The 21477-nt window shown below is 45.4% G+C and carries 17 protein-coding genes and 1 riboswitch; of the genes, 4 read left to right on the top strand and 13 right to left on the bottom strand.

The annotated features are described in order from the left end of the window. Positions 1-32: 32 nt before the first annotated feature. From VEA_RS04015 to VEA_RS03960, 12 genes are all read right to left on the bottom strand, one after another. Positions 33-539: a type II secretion system protein gene (locus tag VEA_RS04015; RefSeq protein WP_012841373.1), complete on the bottom strand. Its 507-nt coding sequence runs from the start codon at positions 537-539 to the stop codon at positions 33-35. A 291-nt stretch (positions 540-830) separates the two neighbouring features. Further along, positions 831-1292, bottom strand: a complete 462-nt coding sequence (locus VEA_RS04010) for a hypothetical protein (RefSeq protein WP_012841372.1) — start codon at positions 1290-1292, stop codon at positions 831-833. A gap of 3 nt (positions 1293-1295) precedes the next feature. Then, complete coding sequence (locus VEA_RS04005) at positions 1296-2519, bottom strand: type II secretion system F family protein (protein ID WP_005397400.1); 1224 nt, start codon at positions 2517-2519, stop codon at positions 1296-1298. A gap of 8 nt (positions 2520-2527) precedes the next feature. After that, the gene (mshE, locus tag VEA_RS04000) at positions 2528-4252 is read right to left on the bottom strand and encodes an MSHA fimbrial ATPase MshE (protein ID WP_006742338.1); all 1725 of its coding nucleotides are present in this window, start codon (positions 4250-4252) and stop codon (positions 2528-2530) included. Next, entirely contained in the window at positions 4249-5343 is a 1095-nt protein-coding gene (locus tag VEA_RS03995) for a tetratricopeptide repeat protein (RefSeq protein WP_012841371.1), read from the bottom strand. The genes mshE and VEA_RS03995 overlap by 4 nt, the downstream gene beginning before the upstream one ends. Next, complete coding sequence (locus VEA_RS03990) at positions 5340-6185, bottom strand: ExeA family protein (RefSeq protein ID WP_006742336.1); 846 nt, start codon at positions 6183-6185, stop codon at positions 5340-5342. The genes VEA_RS03995 and VEA_RS03990 overlap by 4 nt, the downstream gene beginning before the upstream one ends. A 44-nt stretch (positions 6186-6229) precedes the next feature. Next, complete coding sequence (gene mshL / locus VEA_RS03985) at positions 6230-7873, bottom strand: pilus (MSHA type) biogenesis protein MshL (RefSeq protein ID WP_006742335.1); 1644 nt, start codon at positions 7871-7873, stop codon at positions 6230-6232. Positions 7874-7893: 20 nt separating this feature from the next. After that, a complete protein-coding gene (locus VEA_RS03980) occupies positions 7894-8226 on the bottom strand; it encodes a hypothetical protein (RefSeq protein WP_012841368.1) in 333 nt (110 codons plus the stop codon). Further along, on the bottom strand, positions 8219-8869 hold the full coding sequence (gspM, locus tag VEA_RS03975) for a type II secretion system protein GspM (protein ID WP_006742334.1): 651 nt from the start codon (positions 8867-8869) through the stop codon (positions 8219-8221). Before gspM ends, VEA_RS03980 begins: the two co-directional genes overlap by 8 nt. Beyond that, positions 8866-10311, bottom strand: a complete 1446-nt coding sequence (locus VEA_RS03970; RefSeq protein ID WP_006742333.1) for a hypothetical protein — start codon at positions 10309-10311, stop codon at positions 8866-8868. The genes gspM and VEA_RS03970 overlap by 4 nt, the downstream gene beginning before the upstream one ends. An 11-nt stretch (positions 10312-10322) precedes the next feature. Beyond that, entirely contained in the window at positions 10323-12332 is a 2010-nt protein-coding gene (csrD, locus tag VEA_RS03965; protein WP_006742332.1) for an RNase E specificity factor CsrD, read from the bottom strand. A gap of 242 nt (positions 12333-12574) precedes the next feature. Beyond that, positions 12575-13111, bottom strand: a complete 537-nt coding sequence (locus VEA_RS03960; protein ID WP_012841367.1) for a single-stranded DNA-binding protein — start codon at positions 13109-13111, stop codon at positions 12575-12577. A 277-nt stretch (positions 13112-13388) separates the two neighbouring features. Between VEA_RS03960 and VEA_RS03955 the strand changes: the two genes are divergently transcribed. The 4 genes from VEA_RS03955 (at position 13389) to VEA_RS03940 (ending at position 19885) form a co-directional block, all read left to right on the top strand. Further along, positions 13389-14033, top strand: coding sequence for a LuxR C-terminal-related transcriptional regulator (locus tag VEA_RS03955; protein WP_006742331.1), 645 nt, complete (start codon positions 13389-13391; stop codon positions 14031-14033). 158 nt (positions 14034-14191) lie between these two features. Continuing rightward, positions 14192-15064: a UTP--glucose-1-phosphate uridylyltransferase GalU gene (gene galU, locus VEA_RS03950; protein WP_005397418.1), complete on the top strand. Its 873-nt coding sequence runs from the start codon at positions 14192-14194 to the stop codon at positions 15062-15064. Between the two features lie 149 nt (positions 15065-15213). Next, positions 15214-18036: an excinuclease ABC subunit UvrA gene (gene uvrA, locus VEA_RS03945; RefSeq protein WP_006742330.1), complete on the top strand. Its 2823-nt coding sequence runs from the start codon at positions 15214-15216 to the stop codon at positions 18034-18036. A 67-nt stretch (positions 18037-18103) separates the two neighbouring features. Continuing rightward, on the top strand, positions 18104-19885 hold the full coding sequence (locus VEA_RS03940) for a PglL family O-oligosaccharyltransferase (RefSeq protein ID WP_006742329.1): 1782 nt from the start codon (positions 18104-18106) through the stop codon (positions 19883-19885). 59 nt (positions 19886-19944) lie between these two features. Here the strand turns inward: VEA_RS03940 and VEA_RS03935 are convergent, their stop codons facing one another. Further along, complete coding sequence (locus tag VEA_RS03935; RefSeq protein WP_012841365.1) at positions 19945-21066, bottom strand: pyridoxal-phosphate-dependent aminotransferase family protein; 1122 nt, start codon at positions 21064-21066, stop codon at positions 19945-19947. Positions 21067-21286: 220 nt separating this feature from the next. Further along, a riboswitch (Lysine riboswitch) is annotated at positions 21287-21465 on the top strand. Positions 21466-21477 lie beyond the last annotated feature (12 nt).

Below are 21477 nucleotides of genomic sequence, written 5' to 3'. Positions count from 1 at the left end.
CTAGCTGACCTTTAAAGGAACTTCTTAACTGATTAACATTTAGTGTCAGTTACTGTTGTTTTAGCACCCTCATCGATACCTTTACCTGACGCAGAGGTATAAGTAACGTAACATTCTGTCTCTTTAATCTTATCTACAGTATTGTCAGTGCCGCCTGCTTTCAGTGTAGAAGTTGGGAAAGTAGCAACTAATGTACCCACTGCACCCGAAGCACTTGCTGTTGATGCCCATGCCCAATCTTCATTCAGACCAGAAACTGCCTTAACTAGGCCGTTAGCATCAGGTTTTGGATAACCAAAGTCCGTCTGGATACCATTTTCTAACGTTTGACCAAATGTGGCTTCTTTTCCTTCAATAGCCGCTTTACCAAATACAATACCGGCAGCACCATCCATAGCCCCTTTCAAACCTTGAAGAGCTGATTCACGTGCATCAGATTGCAGGTTAAGGAAACGTGGTGCTGCAGTTACCGCTAGAATACCTAGGATTACAATTACCACTACCAATTCGATAAGGGTGAAACCACCTTGTCTTTTCATTGTTTACTCTCTCTATGTAAGCATGCAGTACAACTGCAAAGTTTCGTTTAGGTCACGCGACCATTTTGGATATTGTCAAAACGGTTTGGGGCAGCAACGTTCACTAAAACTGACCGTGAAGTGGATACTGTATCTACCGCTTGAGCAGAATGACGATTCGCCATTATTCAGTTCACGCTGCAATGAGAAAAACACATTATTGTTTACCCTCTATTACAACGTCTTACTTATGGTAATGATTGCATTATACCGACTTTCAATACCAATTATAGTGATTAGGTGTCAAAAAATTCACTCCGCCGACATTTCGACGTCTATTTTCAGTTGATTAGCTGTTGAAATAACTACAATCGACTGACCATTTTCATAAGTATACTGACAGACATAACGATCAGTTTTGATGGCTCCACTGATATCTATTAACTTATTAGTCATTATTTTACGTTGTGGATAATGCACTGCTAGCCAATAACCACAATCTAAAACACCTTGTTGAGTAAAGGGAGACACTAGCCCGCCCTCAGTCATGGTGAGATTAAAACCATCCATCAGCATATGTTTTGGCTCGCCTTGTACTAACCAAGCTTGACGATAACGCTGAACACTATCTTGCATCCAAACTCTCGCCAACTTCGCTCCGGTCACTTGCGCCTGCTCAGTAACAGGACGTAATTTGACCGCCAAGCCAACAGCAATGATGGTAGCAATTACCCCAAAAACGATTAGCGTCGCTCGACTTTGATTTTCAACCACCTATTAGCCGCCTTTGATGATGTCTAGCATTCCCCACATTGGCAGGAAGATACCCAGTGCTAGCACCATGACCATGCCGGCGACAATCACCAAAAGTAGCGGTTCTATTCTTGCGGTTAGTGTTTTTAGATCGTAATCAACTTCTCTATCGTAAAAATCCGACACTTCTAGCAGCAGCTCATCAATACGACCGGTTTCTTCCCCTACTGCAATCATCTGAATCACCAAGGGGGTAAAGATTTTACTGTTGATAGCGGTAACCGAGATGGTGCTACCCGCTTCAATCGCGGATTTCATCTCAAGAATTCGATTTTCTAAAAAGCGGTTCCCCAGAGCTTCCCCGGCTAAAGCTAAAGACTGGTTAAGTGGAACGCCTGACTTCAGCATCAACGAGAAGGTTCTGGCAAAACGGGAAAGCTGCGCGCGATTAACGATATCGCCCACAATTGGAAGCCGAAGCCGAAACTTATCGAACTTTTCCCGACCATCAGCCGTCGCCACCCAGGCTCTGAAAACCGCAAACGCGCCAATCATTGCCACAATCAACAACACCCAATAATTAACAAAGAAATTAGAAGTAGCGATCAAAATACGCGTCGGCAATGGCAGCTCAACACCAAAGCGCGTGAACATGGAAGCAAACTCAGGGATCACCAAGATGTTCAATATAAACATAGCGATGGTAATAAAGATAATCACAAACGTCGGATAACGCATCGCCGCTTTGATGCGTTTGCGAGTCTCGAGTTCCTGCTCGTAGTAATTTGCCAGTTGCAATAGCGCTTGATCGAGTCGACCCGTATTCTCGCCTACATTGATCATAGAAACGAACAGTGGGCTGAATACTTTGCTGTGTTGCTGCATCGCAGAAGACAAACCTCGGCCATTACTCAGTTCAGAAACGACATCTTCCAGTGCCTCTTTGAGCTGTTTGTTTTCACAATTTTGCAGCAGGCCACGCATAGAACGCAGCAACGGTACGCCCGCTTTAGTTAAGCTAAACAACTGGCGAGAGAAAAGAATGATCACTTCCAATGGAATGGCTGGCACAAATAGCTTAGACAAGCTCACTTGGCTTTTTGCCGACTCTTTCTCTAACCGTACATTGAGCGGGATGACCCCTTTGTTCATCAATGCTTCCGCCGCAGCCTCTGAGTTCACTGCTTCGATTTTGCCGTTAGTGGATGAGCCGTCTAGCGTGCGGCCTTGATAACGAAAAGTTGGCATTCACTTACCTATATGAAAATGGGATCAGTCTTACCAGAAGCATCACCCTCACCTAGGGTCATCACTTCATCCAAACTGACGGTGCCTTGTAGCGCCAGTTCCATTGCAGAAGCAAGCAGTGGCTTATAGTTTTCTGAGCGACGCGCGGCTTGGGCAAAGCCAACCGCATCATTGGCGCGCAGTTTATCCATCATTTCTTGCTCCAGTTCGAGCATTTCAAACACACCAATTCGGCCTCGATAGCCAGTCAAGTTACAGTTTTGACAGCCTGCACCTTTATAAAAAGTGGTGCCCACTTGGTTTGGAAAACGCCCAGCTAACCACTGTTGGCGTGACTCGTCTAGATGGTCTTCTGTTTTGCAATCTGGACAAACACGGCGAACAAGACGCTGCGCCACCACAGCTCTGACCGCACTGGCAACCAAGTAACCCGGCGCACCCATATCAATCATGCGTAACGCACTGTCAACCGCGTCGTTGGTGTGAAGAGTGCTCAATACTAAGTGACCCGTTAGTGCAGCCCGTAGACCAATTTCTACCGTTTCTTGGTCACGCATCTCACCGACGAGAATAATGTCTGGGTCTTGACGTAAAAAGGTTCGAAGCACACGCGAGAAAGTCAGATCGATCTTACTGTTTACCTGTACCTGAGTGATACGAGGCAGACGGTATTCGACCGGGTCCTCTGCTGTAATGATCTTTTTCCCTGGCTCGTTGAGCTCACTTAATGCGCCGTAAAGCGTGGTGGTTTTACCTGAACCTGTCGGCCCCGTCACCAAGATCATGCCGTGCGGACGAGCCAGCTGTCGACGTAAACGAGCAAGCAAATCTGGCGGCAATCCTGATTCTTCTAATGGACGCAAACCAGCAGACTGGTTAAGCAGACGCATTACTACGGACTCCCCGTATTGCGTTGGTAGCGTCGACATACGAATATCGATTGATTGACCACGCACTTTGATATTGAATCGGCCATCTTGTGGCAAGCGCTTCTCAGAGATGTCCAGGTGCGCCATCAACTTCAATCGAAGAACCAAAGCCGATGCGATATTCACTTCATTCAGGATGGTTTCATGAAGTACACCATCAATACGCTGGCGTAAGCGCAAAACCTGATCGTCTGGCTCAATATGAATATCCGATGCCCCGACTTGTACCGCATCTTCAAACATGGAATTAACCAGCTTTACAACGGTAACTTCCTCGCTGTCGGTTCCATCAATACCATAATCGAAGCTTTGCTCATCTTTATGCTCTTCATGCAACTGTTCCGCGAAAGATGCGATTTCTTTGGTGCGGCGATAATAACGGTCAAAGCTTGAAATGAGTTGGCGCTCTGAAGCCACGATGAACTCAAGGTTGTATTCACCTAGCAAATTCATCAGTGATTCTTGGATGAACAAGTCCGCAGGGTCACTCATGGCAACGCGCAACGTGTCCCCATTTCGAGCAACCACCATCGCACGTAAGCGACGTGCGTGTACCTCAGGTAGAATCTGTACCGCTTCCGCATCCACAGGGGCGCGACCAAGATCGATCAATGGCAAACCAAGTTGTTGGGACAAGAAGTCCAACATTTGCTTCTCAGTAATAAAGCCGAGATCAATTAACGCATCGCCTAGCTTCTGCCCGGTGCTACGCTGTGCGTTTAGTGCTTGCTGGATTTGTTCTTCAGAGACGATGCCTTCTTCAACCAGAAGATCGCCTAAGCGTTTTCTCAACTGAATTTTCATTGTGCATTCTCCAGCTGTTTCAAGATGCTCAAACGGTCACGAATAAACGCTTGCGATTGATTCGAAATTCCAACTTTACCCAGAGCTTGGTTGTAAGAGTTGATCGCGGCGGTAAACGTCAGCGCGCGCTCTTGTTGAATCGCTAAACCTAGCCACCAGCGCGCATTTTCCGGCTCACGTTGAGTAAGGAGTTGATAACTCTCAAGCGCAATATCATTCTGCTTGTGTTTTTGTGCCAATGCCGCACGCATCGCCAAGTAATCTCGACTTGGTATTGGAGGCAAATGCACAAGCGGACTCAGCGCCGCTTCAGGTTGATTAGCTTTCACTAACAACTTAGACAAGGCCAAACGAAGTACTTGGTTGTTCGTGTCAAGGTTGATCCCTTCTTGGATAATCTCATACGCTTTACGCGTGTCGCCTTTGCCAAAGTACAACGCCGATAATTTTTGACGCGTGTCTGCATTCATTGGCTCATAACGTAACGCCTCAGCATAAGCCGACAACGCCGTTTGCATATCGTTAGCATCCAGTGCTTTTTCCGCTCGGCTAACCGCTTTAAGAGATAACTGGCGGTGCGTCAGCTCAACCTGCTCAATACGCATTGAACTGTTTTCTGCTGTCGTGCGGGTTACGTGATTAGATTGCTCATCGCTTGGCATCGTTGCCACTTGCGCGAGTAGCACTGCATCTTCAGAGACCGCATTTACCTCCGCTCTTGGCGTGAACCTATCAGTCTCAGGCATATGAAGCTGTTGCGCAGCCGGTTGTGTCACTGGCTTCGTGTAAACCACATGGGCTGTCTCGGGCGTCATTTTACTCGTTGGCGAATGAGTACGCTCTGATGATGTGATTGACGAAGCATTCACTGACGACAATGGCATGGTTTCTGTTTGAGCAGATGAAAGCTCGCCTGAAGGGATAGGACCGCGAGAGACCGCCCAGCCGCCCACCGCAAGGCTTAACGAGAAACCAGCAACGAGCCAAAGCCAAGGTTTACTGCGTGAAACGTTGGGAATGTCCGCACGAGTAAGCTCTGACGGTGATGTTTTTTCAGCGAGTTCTGATAATGCTTTATTGATGGCACTCAAGGTTGACTCCATCCCCAAAATACGGGTGTTTTAAACTTAGGTTTACGGGCATCAAACGTATCGTGCATAGCTGCGTAAACGTGATGATTTTTTAATAGTGTGCAACGATCATTAAATGCCGCAAGCAACGACTTGTGGCTAATTTGGTTGATCAAACGTGGAATCCCCATGGATGAACGCCAAATTGCTTTTTTCTGCTCAATAGAAAAAATGTGCGCTCCATTGCCTGCCTTGTCTAAACGATTACTGATGTAAGCCACGCCTTCATCGATAGAAAGAGGACGCAACTGACAACTAAACGTAATACGTTGACGAAACTGCCTTAGCTCGTGGCTGGCTAACCGCTCATCCAACTCAGGTTGTCCGAATAACACCAGTTGAATGAGTTTATCTTGTTCCGTTTCTAGGTTACCGAACAGACGCAATGTTTCTAAAGCTTGTGGAGAAAGAGCTTGTGCTTCATCGACGATCAAGACGGTTTTCTTTCCCGTAGAATGCACTTGAATCAGGTGTTCTTGAATGAGAGAAACAATACGTAGCGGGTCATCGTTCTCGATGCCTAACTCTCTGGCGACAGCAAACTGCAACTGCTCTCCATTCAAAACTGGATTGGGTAAGTAAATCAGCTCGACTTCAGATTCAATCTGCTCAATTAACTTACGACACACCATGGTTTTTCCGGTGCCGACTTCTCCTGTCACCTTAATCACCCCTTCTCCCATTTGCACAGCGGCTAAAATGGTTTGGATCGCCTCATAGTGAGGGACTAACCCCAAGAACATTTCTGTGTTTGGGGTTAACGAAAAAGGCTGAACTCGAAATCCAAAATGTGACAAGTACATACTCGAATCACAAACTCATTGAAAAACGGAACCTTTCCCCGCGCTTATTGCGCATCTGGGAACCACTCTTGCAGCAGATCACGAGAGCGCTCTAGCTCTTTCTGCCAAGAGTTCACACCAACTACGGTCGGTTTTAGCAAGATGACCAATTCTGTTTTCTCAGTCACGTTATTTACGTTGCGGAACAAATGCCCCAATGCGGGCACATCGCCCAAGAATGGGACTTTAGAAACAAGCTCACGATTTTGCTGTTTCATCAAACCGCCGATAACCACAACATCGCCATCTTTAGCACGAATAACCGAGTCTGATTCACGAATAGAGCTTTTTGCCAGTGGCAATTGGATGTTTTGGAACTCACCGCCCAAGTTCAATTTCTTCACTTCTTCCGAGACTTCAATAACCGCAGGGTGAACATGCAGGAACACATTGCCTTTGTTATCAATTTGCGGAGTCACATCGAGAGAGATACCTGAGAAGAATGGTGTTAATTCCACTTCTGGAACGGCATTTGAGTTTTCACCGTTGCCTGCATTGCTCGATAGCTCGGTAACAAAGTACTCATCGGTACCCACTTTGATGACCGACTTTTGGTTGTTGGCAGCGGTAATACGAGGGCTCGAAAGAACGTTCAAGTCACCTTGTGTAGACATAAAACTCAACACAGCATTGAAGTTGCCATCAGAGATAGTCACGTTGGTTTGACCGCCCAATAGCGTGCCAATCGCATCCAACGGTGGTAATGCCGACGCAGGGCGGTTCACTACGACACTACCCGAGTTACCAATTGACGCCGATAAGTTCGACCAGTTGATGCCTTGTTGGTAGCCATCATTCAACGTCACTTCTAGAATTTTAGCTTCAAGAATGACCTGACGCTGCATGCGCTCCTGCGATACACCTAAGAACTCACGGACTTCTCGAATATCATCTGGAAACGCTCGAACCGTAATCACTCCAGCTTGTGGTGTTACGACAACGCTTTGTCCTTTGCCTGAACCAATTAGATTCGCAACGGCTTGCTGCAGCATCGGCCAGAAGTCACTTTCAGTGATGGTTTCGATGCGCGTACCGCCCGTAGATGTGGTCGAGCTATCGCCGTTGTTACTTCCATTGTCAGAGTCTGATGAGTCAGAACTGTCTGAGCTACCGCCAGAATTAGACGTACCAGCCGAGGTCACTGAGCCCGTGACAATGCTCGTCAATGATCGACCAGAGCGTTTGAACTGGAGGTAATCAACAGGAATGGTTACCGTACGCATACCAGCAGGGTAGATTTGAATAACTTTGCCAGACTTCACCACATCATAGCCATACATGTTCTGTACAACGTTCAGGACTTCATCCAACGTAACATCTGACAAGTTGACGGTGATATTACCTTGTACCGCTGGATGAATCGCCACGCTGTACTCAGTGCCTTTGACTAGAGAGGCAAAAAAGCTTCGTGCATCGACCGCATTCGCTTGAATACGGAAACGCTTCGAGGTGCCTTGCTCTGAAGCAACATTCGAGTCTAAGTTAGGCATCAGGTCCGCTTCGACAGAAGAAGGAATTTCTTCTAACGTGCGGCTGTTCGCTTGATTGATAGATTCATTGAGTGCTTCTTTGACTTCCACGGGGTCACGGTGACCCATTGAACATCCCATTAAAGAAGCAATCGTTATTCCTACAACTAATTTGCGCATATCTGATCAGGCTCTGGTTATTATTTTTTTACGTTTAAACCAAAAAGCTCTAGGTCCCACTGACGGTTACCACGCTTTAAAGTTACAAATTCACTATTAATGCTCGCGACGCGATAACCCTTAAATAGCTCGCCTTTTTCAACAAGCTTGTTATCCATAATCGCGACACAAGCAGTACTTGGCTTACACACAATACTGTTGAGCGTAGGCAGTCGGTACTGTTTTGCTTTTGGTTTCGCTGACGTTTCAACCGCAGGCTTTTCCCAGCCAAGTGGTGCCGTTGGATCTTGGTTCGCCCAAGCGGTTCCTGTCGCAGCCATGACAAGCAATGAGATGATGAGTTTTTTAACCACCAATAAACTCCTCTCGAGATCCTAGTGTGTAGACTTCCAACACAAGCTTCGCTTTCGGGTACTCTTCGACTTTGTAACTAAAGCTGCGCCAATAATAACTGGCAGGAAGGCTCTCCAACTTATTTAGATAATTGGCAATAGAAAAGTAGTCGCCAATCAGCTCCATGCGTACAGGGTGCACGTAGTAACCAGAGTATTGCGATGCTTCTTTATCTTCCGTAATTGGCTCAGATGGCAAAGTTTGCAAAGACAAAAGGTGAATGCCACTTTGCTGCTCTAATACATTTTCCAGCAGCTCAGCCATTTGCGAAGGTGTAATAAGGTGTTCGATGATCTCCGCTAGCTGCATCGAAAGGTGCTGACTTTCTGTTAGCAGGTTAGATATCGCGCGATCAATCTCAGCGTTTGGATCTTTCTTCAGCTGCGCTTGAATACGTAGCGTGTCGATTTCAATCTTTTGATTGGCTTGCTTTAAATTGCTTAGTTGCCTCTCATTACTGATGATCTCGTTAAGCTTTGGTTCCAGTACCAGCGTAAAAAGCAACATGATCACGACAACTAAACCACACAGCGCGATAAGCACTTTTTCACGCGCGCTCATTTCGCCAAAGCGCTCTTCTAATGAGATCCAGAATTCGTTCATTTCTCTTTATCCTCGCGCGTTTTTAGTTCAAACGTCACAATATCCTTATCATTTCGGCCAATTTTGACGTCGTCAAATGTCCGGCCAACCAAGCTAATTTCATTTTTAAATTGGTTAACCCAACTTGGTACTGAGCTCGGCTTTTTCGCCAGTCCCTTCAGATCTAAGGTATGGTTATTGATTCGAATTTCGGACAAAGAAATTTCTTGGTTTCCTAGCTTAGCTAATGATTGCATAACGCCAGAGTAACCCGTGCGCTGCGAGTCATCGTATTTCCCGACGGCTTTAAGCGAGTCTCGCTTCGCCTTGACTTCACGCTCTAAGCGGGCTTTAGCTGCCAGCTTATTATTGTCGGGTTGATGTTTACGTAGCTTGACTTGATAGCGTTCAAGCTCTGAATTCATGATATCGCCTTTGCTTTTTACAATAGCAATTTCATCTTCTAAACCGCTGCTCTGCCAAGTCACATAGCCGTAAGAGAGTAGAATGGCCGCAGCCGCGACACCCCAAGATAACGCGATATTTTTTAGTGTCAGGAGCTCTTTTTTCGGCTTTAAGTAATCAGGGTATAAGTTAACGCGTCGAGTATTAGAAGCCGCAGCAGCATCTGCTAAAACGTGTCCTGATAACTCATGTTCTGGTAGTAATAACGGAGAAACTTTAGTGCTTAAACGATAGTTCAGAGACTGAACAAGCTCACTCTCATCCTCCTCATCACAACACACTTTCAATTGATGCAGCTGCACATGGCGCAACTGAGAAGAAAGATAATCAATCGAACGTTGCAGTTCTAACGAGAGGCTATCCATCTGTAACTCGCTAGACGGAACACCCGTTAACGGTGGCGTCACACTGCGAATCGAACGATGGAACGCGATAGTATGTTCGACAAAAGCGCTAATACGGAAGTGACCACGCACACTGCGTTGTAATAATAGGAAGTTACCTAGTTCACCTGCGGTCTCTCCCCAAATGTCGTCTTCAGGAAGAATAGCTTCTAATGGCAACTGGGCGCGACTGGCCAGTAACACGATCTTATCCAACATTTTTCGTGATAAGACGTAAGCTTGCACTTTGGTTGAATTGGGTAGCTCTACCGCATCGGCAATGATGTCGACGGCACGCTCAGAGATCAGTTCTTTCAACAAAAACGGTAATGCTGCAGGCCATTCTTGGCGCGGCATGACAGGTTTGTCAATTTGATACATCTGATAATAGTTATGAGAAAGGACAACCGTTAGAGAATCATACGCACTAGCAGCAACGCTCAATGCTTGCTCTACGGCTTTCTCCCAATTGGATTCAGAAATATCAAATTGGTATGGGCGGCCACTTTTTATTGAAGATGATAAATAAACGGCGTCTGGCTGAATAACCAAAAAGCAGGAACGACCACCACCAGATGATCGTTTGAGCTTGTCGAGTAGTGCTTTGAAATCCATGATTATTATCTTTATTTTTTACGCCAGCGATTTCGTCTTCCCAATTTCACTTGGGATTCTGATTGAGAACTTGGCAATGCTTGTGGACGAGGAAGAAACTGCTGCTCTGCAGAGAAGTAGCGCCCTTGCCCACCATAAACCCCGAGCTCAATTAACGTGTTGAGCTCGTGTTGATTCTCAATTCCCACTGCTATGATTTTAGTTTTACTGTTTGCCGCGGCACCTAGCATGCTGCGGACAAATAGCTGGTTCTCATGTCGCTGGTCGATTTTTGCTACTAAACTGCGATGAAGTTTAAGGTAACGAATATCCACTTCTTTTAAATAGTGAGTGCTGACGATGGTTCGTCCAGCCTGCCCAACCATTAAGTGGCACCCTAAACCGGCCAGCATTTTAGCGACTGGTCGCATAAAGTCTAAGTGTCTTACAAATTGTGCTTCAACAAACTCAAAACTGAGACACTTTCTCTGTTCACGTGACAACTGTAAGAGTTCATCACGAAACCATTTAAAGTACTCTCGGTTAGAAAAAGGCGTTACATTCAAATTGAGCGCATACGATCTTGAGTTATCAAAATTATCCTTAAAGTCTCTTAAGAATTTATTAATAACTGACTTATCCATTTGCGCTTCATAACCAACCTGTCTGATCGCAGAAATAAACCGAGACGCTTTAACAATGCCATTCTCAGGATCGCGAATCCGACATGTTAACTCTTCATATAATGATTTTTTATGCGTCGCATCACTTATTGGGTGCACAGATTGTGCGTAGAGTATCACATTTTCTGGTGTAAGTGCTGTGTCAAATAACGTTCTCCACCTCACACTTCCGCGAGCTTCTTCATCGTGGTTCCATTTTTTGAAGCGACTCCAATTATTGTTATTTTGTAGTTGCGCACTACGCAAAGCTGTCTCTGCCTCATCGATGATTTGGCTGTGTCGCTCACCCTCTTTATAAGTAGTGATGCCGATATGACACCAGTTATCTGGGTCGAGTGGCTCTGGCGGAATTAATTTTTCTAACTGGCGAATGCATTGTGATGCCAAATTAGCCACATCTTTGGCACTTTGATGCGGCAGAAATAACGCAAAATCAGCATCGTAATAACGAGAAAATACAACATCAGGATATCGCTGAACTAAGTTGGATAATAAACTCCCAACTTCAACAATAAACTCATCCGTAATTTGCTTATCTTGCTCTTCTTCAACCAGTTTCCAGTCTTGAATACGTACTAGCAACACGGCGCCGCGAGCCCCACTTTCTAGTAACGCCGATTCCAGTTTGCTATCAAATAGCACTCGATTGGCGGTACCTGTTAACTTATCAAGGAAGGTTTGAGTGCGAATAAAGGTATCAAATCGACTTCGCTCTTGACGCGCATCTTGTAACTCTTCAATTAATACATCGAGCGCTTCACTGGCAGTATAAGGCCATTCTTTTTTGTCACCTTTTGCATACTGCTCTACCCGACCAGCAAGGATCATCCTGCCTCGCTCTTCGAGCATTTCAGAGCCTTCTAATTGCTCCTTAAGCCACGCAACGCCACGCATTAAACAGAAGATGATCAAGATAACGGCAAGCGTGATCGACCAAAGCGCCTGCATTGAGTAGCTGTAACCTAAGTAAGGCGGGATCGCTTTAAAATGAATCGTGTAATCTTGATTGTGAGTCAGTTGGTATTCTGTCTCAAACAAGACTGACGCTTCCATTTGATGAGAAGTATCTTTGAAGCGATAAACAACCGCATTGTTGGTCGACAATGTCATTTCGACAATATTGGAAGCCTGCAGCATTTTCGGCATCCAGCGCTGCATAGAATAAGCAGCGTCAGGATCTTCCATCTCCTTGTCGACCACCTCTACGATCCCTTCTAAATAATGGGTGAGATATTCCTGCCCAAGACGCTTAAAAGAGAGGGTGCCACCGACAAACAAGATAAACATGGCGCAGATGACGATCATGGTGACAAAAGCCACCAGCCGTGTGCTTAACTTAAGAGTTGGGGTATACCTCATGAATACCAAATTCCTTTTTTATTCATCATATACCTTATTGAAATATTTATACTTGATAAGAGTTCATCAAACAATCGGATTCGTCTGATAGTGAGAGGCTGGAGCATAAAGAACATCACACTCATTGATAAGTTTTATTGTTACGCCTAACCTTGCTGAGATAAGCCTTTGAGATCATTAGATAGCGACAATAAAAAAGACCGCGATATTCGCGGCCTTTTCGATTCAAGCATAAGCAGAATTTAGAACGGGATATCGTCGTCAAAATCCATTGGTGGCTCATTGTACTGCTGCTGTGGTTGCTGCGGAGCCTGCTGTTGTTGCTGTTGCTGAGGCGCATTGTACTGCTGCTGAGCTGGTTGTTGAGGCTGACCCCATCCACCTTGCTGCTGCTGTTGACCGCCCATTGGTGCGCCGCCACCTTGACCACGACCGCCAAGCATTTGCATCACGCCGTTGAAGCCTTGAACAACGACTTCAGTTGAGTAGCGATCTTGACCGCTTTGGTCTTGCCATTTACGAGTTTGCAGTTGGCCTTCAATGTATACTTGAGAACCTTTACGCAAGTACTCACCTGCTACTTCCGCAAGTTTGCCGAACAACACAACACGGTGCCATTCCGTTTTTTCGCGCTGTTCGCCAGTCGCTTTATCACGCCATGAATCAGAAGTCGCAATAGTAATGTTTGCTACTGCACCGCCGTTCGGCATGTAACGAATTTCAGGGTCGTTACCTAGATTCCCCACCAAAATAACTTTGTTAATTCCACGGCTGGCCATGATGTGCTCCGTTTCACTCTGGATATATAAAATTTTAGCGCATTAGAATAGCACGCTTTAATGTTTTGATTAAAGTCTAATACCATTGTGATCTAATGAGTCACCTACTAGAACCCAAATCGCATTTCAACTTACGCATGTAGCACTTTTGATTCGCGTTGCAGACATCGTTTCGTGAAGCTTTGAATTCGAACGCATTTATTCAGTAAAGCTATGGTTATAACCTCTCTTTAATGCCAACTTATGGCCTTTATTGAACACTGGGAGATTTGAACTCGTGAGAAAGTCGGCTTACGCAAGAAAGCTATTTCTGATCAGTATGGAAGATAATGCGCAAAAAAAGGTGGCAGCACTCGAAAAGTACATTGATATGAGCATCCCGGTGATTTCAACCGAAGCACTCATGGAAGCTAAGCCACAGCATCGTAATAAAATCCTACTGATCGACTTCAGTGAACATAAATCATTCGTTCAATCGATCAAAAACTTACCGCTGGTATGGAAGAACTTTGAAACCGTTGTGTTCAATGTCCCTAAAAGGCTGACCACGGATGAGCTTCTTTCATTTGGTCAATTAAAGGGGCTGTTCTATTCCGAAGATAAGCTAGAGCAAATTGGAGAAGGATTAAAAGGCATTGTTAACGGTCAAAACTGGCTGCCGCGTAATGTAACCAGTCAACTTTTACACTATTACCGTAACGTCATTAATACTCATACTGCCCCAGCCACGGTAGACCTAACCATTCGCGAGCTGCAAGTACTGCGTTGCTTGCAAGCTGGCGCATCGAACAGCCAAATGGCCGAGGAATTATTTGTCAGTGAATTCACCATCAAATCGCACTTGTATCAGATATTCAAAAAGCTATCAGTGAAGAATCGCGTTCAGGCTATCGCGTGGGCAGATCAAAACTTAATGTCATGATGCGATGCCGCGACTCTAATGACTGAAATGACGAGTCGCTCATCTTTTTTCCGCACTGAGTCTCACACTTTTTCCTACTTTATTCATGATTCATTGACGACTCTCGTGTTAAAGTTATGCGCAGATTCTTGATAATAACGAGATAGGATATTCCCCCAATGATTAAAAAATGTCTGTTCCCTGCTGCAGGCTATGGCACACGCTTCTTACCAGCAACGAAATCTATGCCAAAAGAGATGATGCCAGTCGTGAATAAACCGCTTATTGAATACGGCGTTGAAGAAGCAATTCAAGCTGGTATGAACGGCATGTGTATTGTGACGGGTCGTGGCAAACACTCTATCATGGACCACTTTGATAAGAACTACGAACTGGAACACCAGATTAGCGGTACCAATAAAGAAGAGCTATTGGTAGATATCCGTGAAATCATTGAATCTGCAAACTTCACTTACATCCGTCAACGCGAGATGAAAGGCTTAGGCCACGCGATTCTGACCGGGCGTGAACTGGTGGGTGACGAACCATTTGCCGTCGTTCTTGCTGATGACCTTTGTGTCAACGAAGAAGAAGGCGTGCTAGCTCAAATGGTGGCGCTATTTAAACAGTTCCGTTGTTCTATCGTTGCCGTACAAGAAGTCCCAGAAGATGAGACTCACAAATACGGCGTTATCTCTGGTGAAATGATCAAAGATGACATCTACCGCGTAGACGACATGGTAGAAAAACCTGAGAAAGGCACGGCACCAAGCAACCTTGCGATCATTGGTCGCTACATTCTGACCCCTGATATTTTCGAACTGATTGAAAATACAGAGCCAGGTAAAGGTGGTGAAATTCAAATCACTGACGCGCTACTTAAACAAGCAAAAGCGGGCTGTGTCTTGGCTTACAAATTCAAAGGCAAACGCTTTGACTGTGGTAGTGTTGAAGGTTACATCGAAGCAACCAACTACTGTTTTGAAAACCTTTATCTAAAAGATGAAAAAGCTTCAGAGTTAGGTAAACACGCAACACAAAAAGCGGTATAAAGCATCGTCGTAGTACGAAATTATTGTTTCTAAAGCCCAGCATTATGTTGGGCTTTTATTTTTACTGTTTTTTTATCCAGTAATTTTCTTTGCACATTTCTCACACTATGTAATACTTGCCCCACTTGGTTATACATAGAGCAAAAACGATGGATAAAATAGAAGTTCGCGGTGCCCGAACCCATAACCTCAAAGACATTAATCTTACAATCCCTCGCGATAAACTGATTGTCATTACTGGACTAAGTGGCTCCGGTAAATCCTCTCTCGCTTTCGATACATTGTATGCAGAAGGCCAACGACGCTACGTAGAGTCTCTCTCTGCCTACGCTCGTCAGTTTTTGTCTCTGATGGAAAAACCCGATGTCGACCATATTGAAGGGTTATCACCCGCGATTTCTATTGAACAGAAGTCTACTTCTCATAATCCGCGTTCAACCGTCGGTACAATTACCGAAGTCTACGACTACTTACGTCTGTTGTATGCTCGTGTAGGCGAACCACGCTGTCCAACGCACCATGCCCCTCTTGCCGCACAAACCATCAGTCAAATGGTGGACAAAGTTCTAGAGATGCCAGAAGGCAGCAAAATGATGCTGTTGGCCCCTATTGTCAAAGAGCGTAAAGGTGAGCATGTTAAAACGCTTGAGAACCTGGCAGCTCAGGGCTTTATTCGTGCGCGTATTGATGGAGAGACATGCGATCTATCTGATCCTCCAACGCTAGAGCTACATAAAAAGCACACCATTGAAGTCGTGGTCGACCGCTTTAAAGTTCGTCCCGATCTGCAACAGCGCTTAGCGGAATCTTTCGAGACCACGCTCGAGTTATCAGGCGGAATTGCGGTTGTCGCGCCAATGGATGGAGACGGTGAAGAGATTATTTTCTCCGCCAACTTCGCTTGTCCACAATGTGGTTACAGCATGCAAGAGTTAGAGCCGCGACTTTTCTCATTCAACAACCCTGCTGGTGCATGTGGCACTTGTGATGGTTTGGGTGTGCAGCAATACTTCGATCCAAGCCGAGTAATTCAAGATGATTCATTAAGCTTGGCACAAGGTGCGATTCGCGGTTGGGATCAAAAGAACTACTACTACTTCCAAATGCTCACCTCATTGGCCGATCATTATGGTTTCGATCTCCATGCCCCTTTTAATTCTCTGCCAAAGAAAACGCAAGATGTCATTCTAAAGGGCTCTGGTCGTACTGAGATTGAGTTTAAATACATCAACGATCGTGGCGATATTCGCGTTAAGCGCCATCCATTTGAAGGTATTCTGAATACCCTAGAACGTCGTTATCGTGATACAGAATCCAACTCTGTCCGTGAAGAGCTTGCGAAATACATCTCCACTAAATCTTGTTCAAGCTGTGGTGGTACTCGTCTGCGCCTTGAAGCACGTAACGTGTTTATTGCTGATACGACACTGCCTGAGATTGTTGAACTTAGCATTGCTGATGCATTGGAATTCTTCCATTCCTTGAAACTGGAAGGTCAACGAGCCCAAATCGCTGAAAAAGTGATGAAGGAAATCAACGACCGCCTGCAATTCTTAGTTAACGTCGGTTTGAACTATCTGAACCTGTCTCGCAGCGCCGAAACGCTCTCTGGTGGTGAAGCTCAACGTATTCGCTTAGCCAGCCAAATTGGGGCGGGTCTTGTTGGTGTGATGTATGTTCTGGACGAACCGTCGATTGGTCTCCACCAGCGTGATAATGAACGCTTATTAAGAACGCTCACTCATTTGCGTGATTTAGGTAACACCGTACTTGTAGTAGAGCACGATGAAGATGCGATTCGCTGTGCGGATCATGTCATAGATATCGGTCCTGGCGCTGGCGTACACGGTGGTAATGTTGTCGCGGAAGGCACCATGGAAGAGATCATCGCAAATCCGAATTCTCTGACAGGTCAGTACTTAAGTGGCGTTAAAGAAATCGCAGTACCGAAAGATCGCACGCCGCGTGATCCGAAAAAAACGGTTGAGCTCTTAGGCGCAACAGGTAATAACCTTAAGAACGTTAATCTCTCTATTCCTGTTGGGTTATTCAGCTGTATTACAGGGGTATCTGGCTCAGGTAAATCAACGCTGATTAATGATACTTTCTTTAAAATTGCTCACACCCAACTCAACGGAGCAACAACGGCTCAACCTTCACCTTATAAATCGATTAAAGGCCTAGAGCACTTCGACAAGGTTATCGATATCGATCAAAGCCCAATTGGTCGTACACCTCGCTCTAACCCTGCAACCTATACGGGGATCTTTACCCCAATCCGTGAACTGTTTGCAGGCACACAAGAGTCGCGTTCTCGCGGTTACAAGCCTGGACGTTTTAGCTTTAACGTACGCGGTGGTCGTTGTGAGGCCTGTCAGGGTGATGGTGTCATTAAAGTTGAAATGCATTTCCTACCAGATGTTTATGTGCCATGTGATGTATGTAAAGGTAAGCGCTACAACCGTGAAACACTTGAAGTACGTTACAAAGGCAAAACCATTGATGAAGTGCTAGAAATGACGGTCGAAGACGCCCGAACGTTCTTTGAACCCGTACCTGCTATAGCACGTAAGCTACAGACTCTAATGGATGTTGGCTTGTCTTACATTCGCCTAGGTCAAGCGGCAACGACACTCTCCGGTGGTGAAGCTCAGCGTGTGAAACTAGCGAGAGAGCTATCCAAGCGTGATACAGGAAAAACCTTGTACATTTTGGATGAACCAACAACCGGCCTGCACTTCCATGATATCCAGCAGTTGCTCACTGTATTGCACAGACTTCGCGACCACGGAAATACTGTCGTGGTGATCGAGCATAACCTAGATGTCATTAAGACTGCGGACTGGATTATCGATCTAGGGCCTGAAGGGGGACAGGGTGGCGGCGAGATAATCGCTCAAGGCACACCTGAAGATGTGTCGCAAATCGAGGGTTCGCACACAGCTCACTTCCTTAAGCCTATATTGAAGTAGAAAAAACAGGTAAAGTACCGAGACCAGCAAGTGCTGGTCTTTTTTCATTCAAAACAACGCAATAACTATGGCTACTATACATGTAAGTGGAACAAAGCTTTCTCCCGAAAAAGTACAGGTTCCCCTCAATCGCAAGTTTCTCATTGCCTTGGCAACACTATTTGTGTTGGCAATGCACTTTTTCATGCCCAACCCCGGCGGTTCAGGACTTTCACTTTCCTTCAATGCGACAACTTGGATTGCTTTTAGCTTTGCATTAGGCATTGGGTGCTACCAACTCGCGAATAATCGAGCGCTACGTTACTCAAAATTAACCATCGGCTTGTTCATTAGTGCTCTTATCATGACGGTACCCATTCTGTACCCAAATGCGAATAGCAGTTTGGCAGCCAACAAGCTCATTGGTCTGTGGTGTGGCGTCCTGTTTTTTATTGTCTTACAACAATTTCATTTCAGTAATAAACATCGCCAACGCCTGTTATGGTTCATTGTCCTTGCGGTTGTTATCGAAGCCATTTTTGGTCTGACACAATATCTGTATCTCAAACCAGGCAATCCGTTTGGCTACGACACGATGGCCAATCGTCCTTATGGTATTTTCCAACAGCCTAATGTAATGGCCAGTTTTCTTGCGACAGGATTGGTGATTGCCAGCTATTTACTTGCACGTCAGCCCTACAAATACGACCGTAAGTTAAGCGATGTTTATCTTCTCTATGCAGTGCCAGTTTTAACCTTACCATTGATTGTGGCGTTGGCTTCACGCACTGGTTGGTTAGCATCGATCATCGCCGTGTTGTTGGTCATCCCATACATGTATCGTTTTGCGACCAAAGGGCGCTTTATCCGCTGGGTTACGTCGCTTGTCACTGGGCTCGCACTCTCAGTCGTTGTCATGTATCTTGCCTTTCCTGATGGAAGTGGGTTAGCCGCAGAAAAAGTAAACATGGAGTCTCCTCGAGCGTATACTTTTCCGCAAACATTAGACATGGTGATTGAAAAGCCTTTTACTGGCTATGGATATGGCAAGTTTGAATCTGAGTACATGCTGTATACGGCTCGTCAACATGCCCTAAATGAGAATTACCCAGCTGGTTTGCCAGCCATGGATCATCCGCATAACGAGCTACTTTACTGGGGAGTAGAAGGTGGTTTGCTGCCAATACTCGGCATCTTCTTAGCGATGGCACTGGTACTGTATCGAATCTATCAAGCCAAACGCGGAACTCGTCTTGCGTTGCTGGCCTTGTTTATACCTATCGTATTGCACTCACAACTGGAATACCCTTTCTACCACTCTCTCGTACATTGGTTGATCTTCGTTATCCTGCTGTACTGGGTCGATCAGCGCGTCTCTCGTTATCGACAAGTCGGCTTTAGTAATGTGACCAAAAGCTTGCTGCGAGTCTTTAGTTTGGTACTTCCCGTTACGTTTACGTTTTACATGGTAAGCGCATTGCATACGAACTATGTATTGACGAAGTTTGAGGCCACTAGGCCAACTAACCCTGATATTCTGAATCAAGTCAGTAACCCTGTAGTTTGGAAAGACAGGTTTGATTGGGATGTCTATAGCACGTTTTTAAACATTGGGCTGTACCAACAAGACGCAACCTTGATTCAGCCTTATATCGATTGGTCGCTAAAAATCATCAAAGATAAGCCTCGCCCTGCATTTTATAATAATTTGATTTTGGCCTACCAAGGCTTAGATGACTCAAGTAAAGCGGAGCAAATCAGAGCTGAAGCGCAGTTTTTGTTCCCGAAGATTGATTTCAGTGACGTCAATTACCGACCACCTTCTCAAGCAATCTCTGCCTCACCAGCACCCACTTCAGGTGCAGAGTAATAAGTACAAAAAAGCGAAGGGATGACCTTCGCTTTTCTTTATCTCATTGCGGTATAGCTTTATTCAGTGAGTGACTCTTCTAACGCTTTTAAGCACAGTGCAACGTTTTCAGGTCGAGCGCCGTAACCCATTAAGCCAATACGCCACGCTTTACCAGCTAATGCCCCGAGGCCTGCACCAATTTCTAGGTTATAGGTTTCTAGCAAGTGAGCACGAACTTTTGCTTCATCAATTCCTTCAGGCACGTAAATCGCATTTAATTGCGGCAAACGATGGGCTTCGTCCACAACAAATTCAAAACCTAGCTTTTGTAGGCCATTTTTGAGTTTTTCATGCATCAGTTGATGACGAGCCCAAGCGTTTTCTAATCCTTCATTTTTCAGTATCAATAAAGCTTCATGAAGCGCATACAAGCTATTAACTGGCGCCGTATGATGGTAACTACGCTTGCCTTCTCCACTCCAATACCCCAAAACTAAACTCTGATCGAGGAACCAACTCTGTACTGGTGTTGTTCTTGCTTGAATCTTTTCAATCGCGGCAGGAGAAAACGTCACTGGTGAGAGCCCAGGTACACATGACAAACATTTTTGACTACCAGAGTAAACCGCATCCAGTTGCCATTCATCCACTTTTAACGGCACACCACCAAGCGATGTCACCGCATCAACAATAGATAATGCATTATGCTGTTTCGCCAGCTTACCCAATGCTTGAGCATCACTGACTGCACCAGTTGAGGTTTCCGCATGCACAAAAGCAAGAATTTTTGTATCTGGGTGCTGTTCGAGTGCTTGCTCGACTTTATCAATGGAAACAGGCGTCCCCCATTCATCATCGACGATAACAACTTCACCACCAGCACGGACGACATTTTCGCGCATGCGTTCACCAAATACACCGTTACGGCAGACGATCACTTTGTCGCCTTTCTCGATCAAGTTTACAAAGCAGGTTTCCATCCCTGCACTACCTGGCGCTGAAACCGCAATAGTGAACTCATTGTCAGTTTGAAAGGCATACTTCAATAGCTGCTTGAGCTCATCCATCATACCGATAAACAGAGGATCAAGGTGACCTACGGTAGGACGGCTTAGCGCTTGTAACACTTGAGGATAAATATCAGAAGGACCAGGTCCCATTAAAATACGGTGAGGTGGAATAAAGCTTTGGATCGACATGTCAGCTCCTTGATTATCTTTTATCCTGAGCATTCTAAAAGTTCTATTCAATAACATGGCTCAGGTGTAGGGTTCTTCACCCTAATAGATTTTTCCTCTATCAGCAATTAGCCGTAAGTATGGAGGTCAAACCAGTGTCACAAAATCGTTAATAAAAAACACCATAAAGGTTGAAATATTGATTGACATTAAGGCCTCAAAACCGTTCAATGTTTGAGCTTTATGTAGAAGAGGAGCGCTACCCAGGTAGATGATTTGTGGAACCGCAATTCCAACACCAATCATTGAGGGGGAGTAGTGCCGAGGTAAGTCAAAGTTGCAGGGTTTGACTTGTCGGTTGAATTGGGCTGAATCCCATCAACTGTCATCAGCGCAGTCTGATGAAGGGCTTCTGAGGGTAAATTTTTCAAA

Source organism: Vibrio antiquarius, assembly GCF_000024825.1.
In the GTDB taxonomy this organism is placed as follows: domain Bacteria; phylum Pseudomonadota; class Gammaproteobacteria; order Enterobacterales; family Vibrionaceae; genus Vibrio; species Vibrio diabolicus.
The sequence above is the reverse complement of the archived record's forward strand: the minus strand, read 5'-3'. Positions and strand labels throughout refer to the sequence as shown.

What these genes read in the sequence shown, in the direction of transcription:
- VEA_RS03990 (WP_006742336.1), bottom strand. Translation starts at nt 6,185, where the DNA reads ATGTACTTGTCACATTTTGGATTTCGAGTTCAGCCTTTTTCGTTAACC.
- VEA_RS04015 (WP_012841373.1), bottom strand. Translation starts at nt 539, where the DNA reads ATGAAAAGACAAGGTGGTTTCACCCTTATCGAATTGGTAGTGGTAATT.
- VEA_RS03940 (WP_006742329.1), top strand. Translation starts at nt 18,104, where the DNA reads ATGGCTACTATACATGTAAGTGGAACAAAGCTTTCTCCCGAAAAAGTA.
- gspM (WP_006742334.1), bottom strand. Translation starts at nt 8,869, where the DNA reads ATGAACGAATTCTGGATCTCATTAGAAGAGCGCTTTGGCGAAATGAGC.
- mshE (WP_006742338.1), bottom strand. Translation starts at nt 4,252, where the DNA reads ATGAAAATTCAGTTGAGAAAACGCTTAGGCGATCTTCTGGTTGAAGAA.
- csrD (WP_006742332.1), bottom strand. Translation starts at nt 12,332, where the DNA reads ATGAGGTATACCCCAACTCTTAAGTTAAGCACACGGCTGGTGGCTTTT.
- VEA_RS04005 (WP_005397400.1), bottom strand. Translation starts at nt 2,519, where the DNA reads ATGCCAACTTTTCGTTATCAAGGCCGCACGCTAGACGGCTCATCCACT.
- VEA_RS03970 (WP_006742333.1), bottom strand. Translation starts at nt 10,311, where the DNA reads ATGGATTTCAAAGCACTACTCGACAAGCTCAAACGATCATCTGGTGGT.
- galU (WP_005397418.1), top strand. Translation starts at nt 14,192, where the DNA reads ATGATTAAAAAATGTCTGTTCCCTGCTGCAGGCTATGGCACACGCTTC.
- VEA_RS03935 (WP_012841365.1), bottom strand. Translation starts at nt 21,066, where the DNA reads ATGTCGATCCAAAGCTTTATTCCACCTCACCGTATTTTAATGGGACCT.
- uvrA (WP_006742330.1), top strand. Translation starts at nt 15,214, where the DNA reads ATGGATAAAATAGAAGTTCGCGGTGCCCGAACCCATAACCTCAAAGAC.
- VEA_RS03960 (WP_012841367.1), bottom strand. Translation starts at nt 13,111, where the DNA reads ATGGCCAGCCGTGGAATTAACAAAGTTATTTTGGTGGGGAATCTAGGT.
- mshL (WP_006742335.1), bottom strand. Translation starts at nt 7,873, where the DNA reads ATGCGCAAATTAGTTGTAGGAATAACGATTGCTTCTTTAATGGGATGT.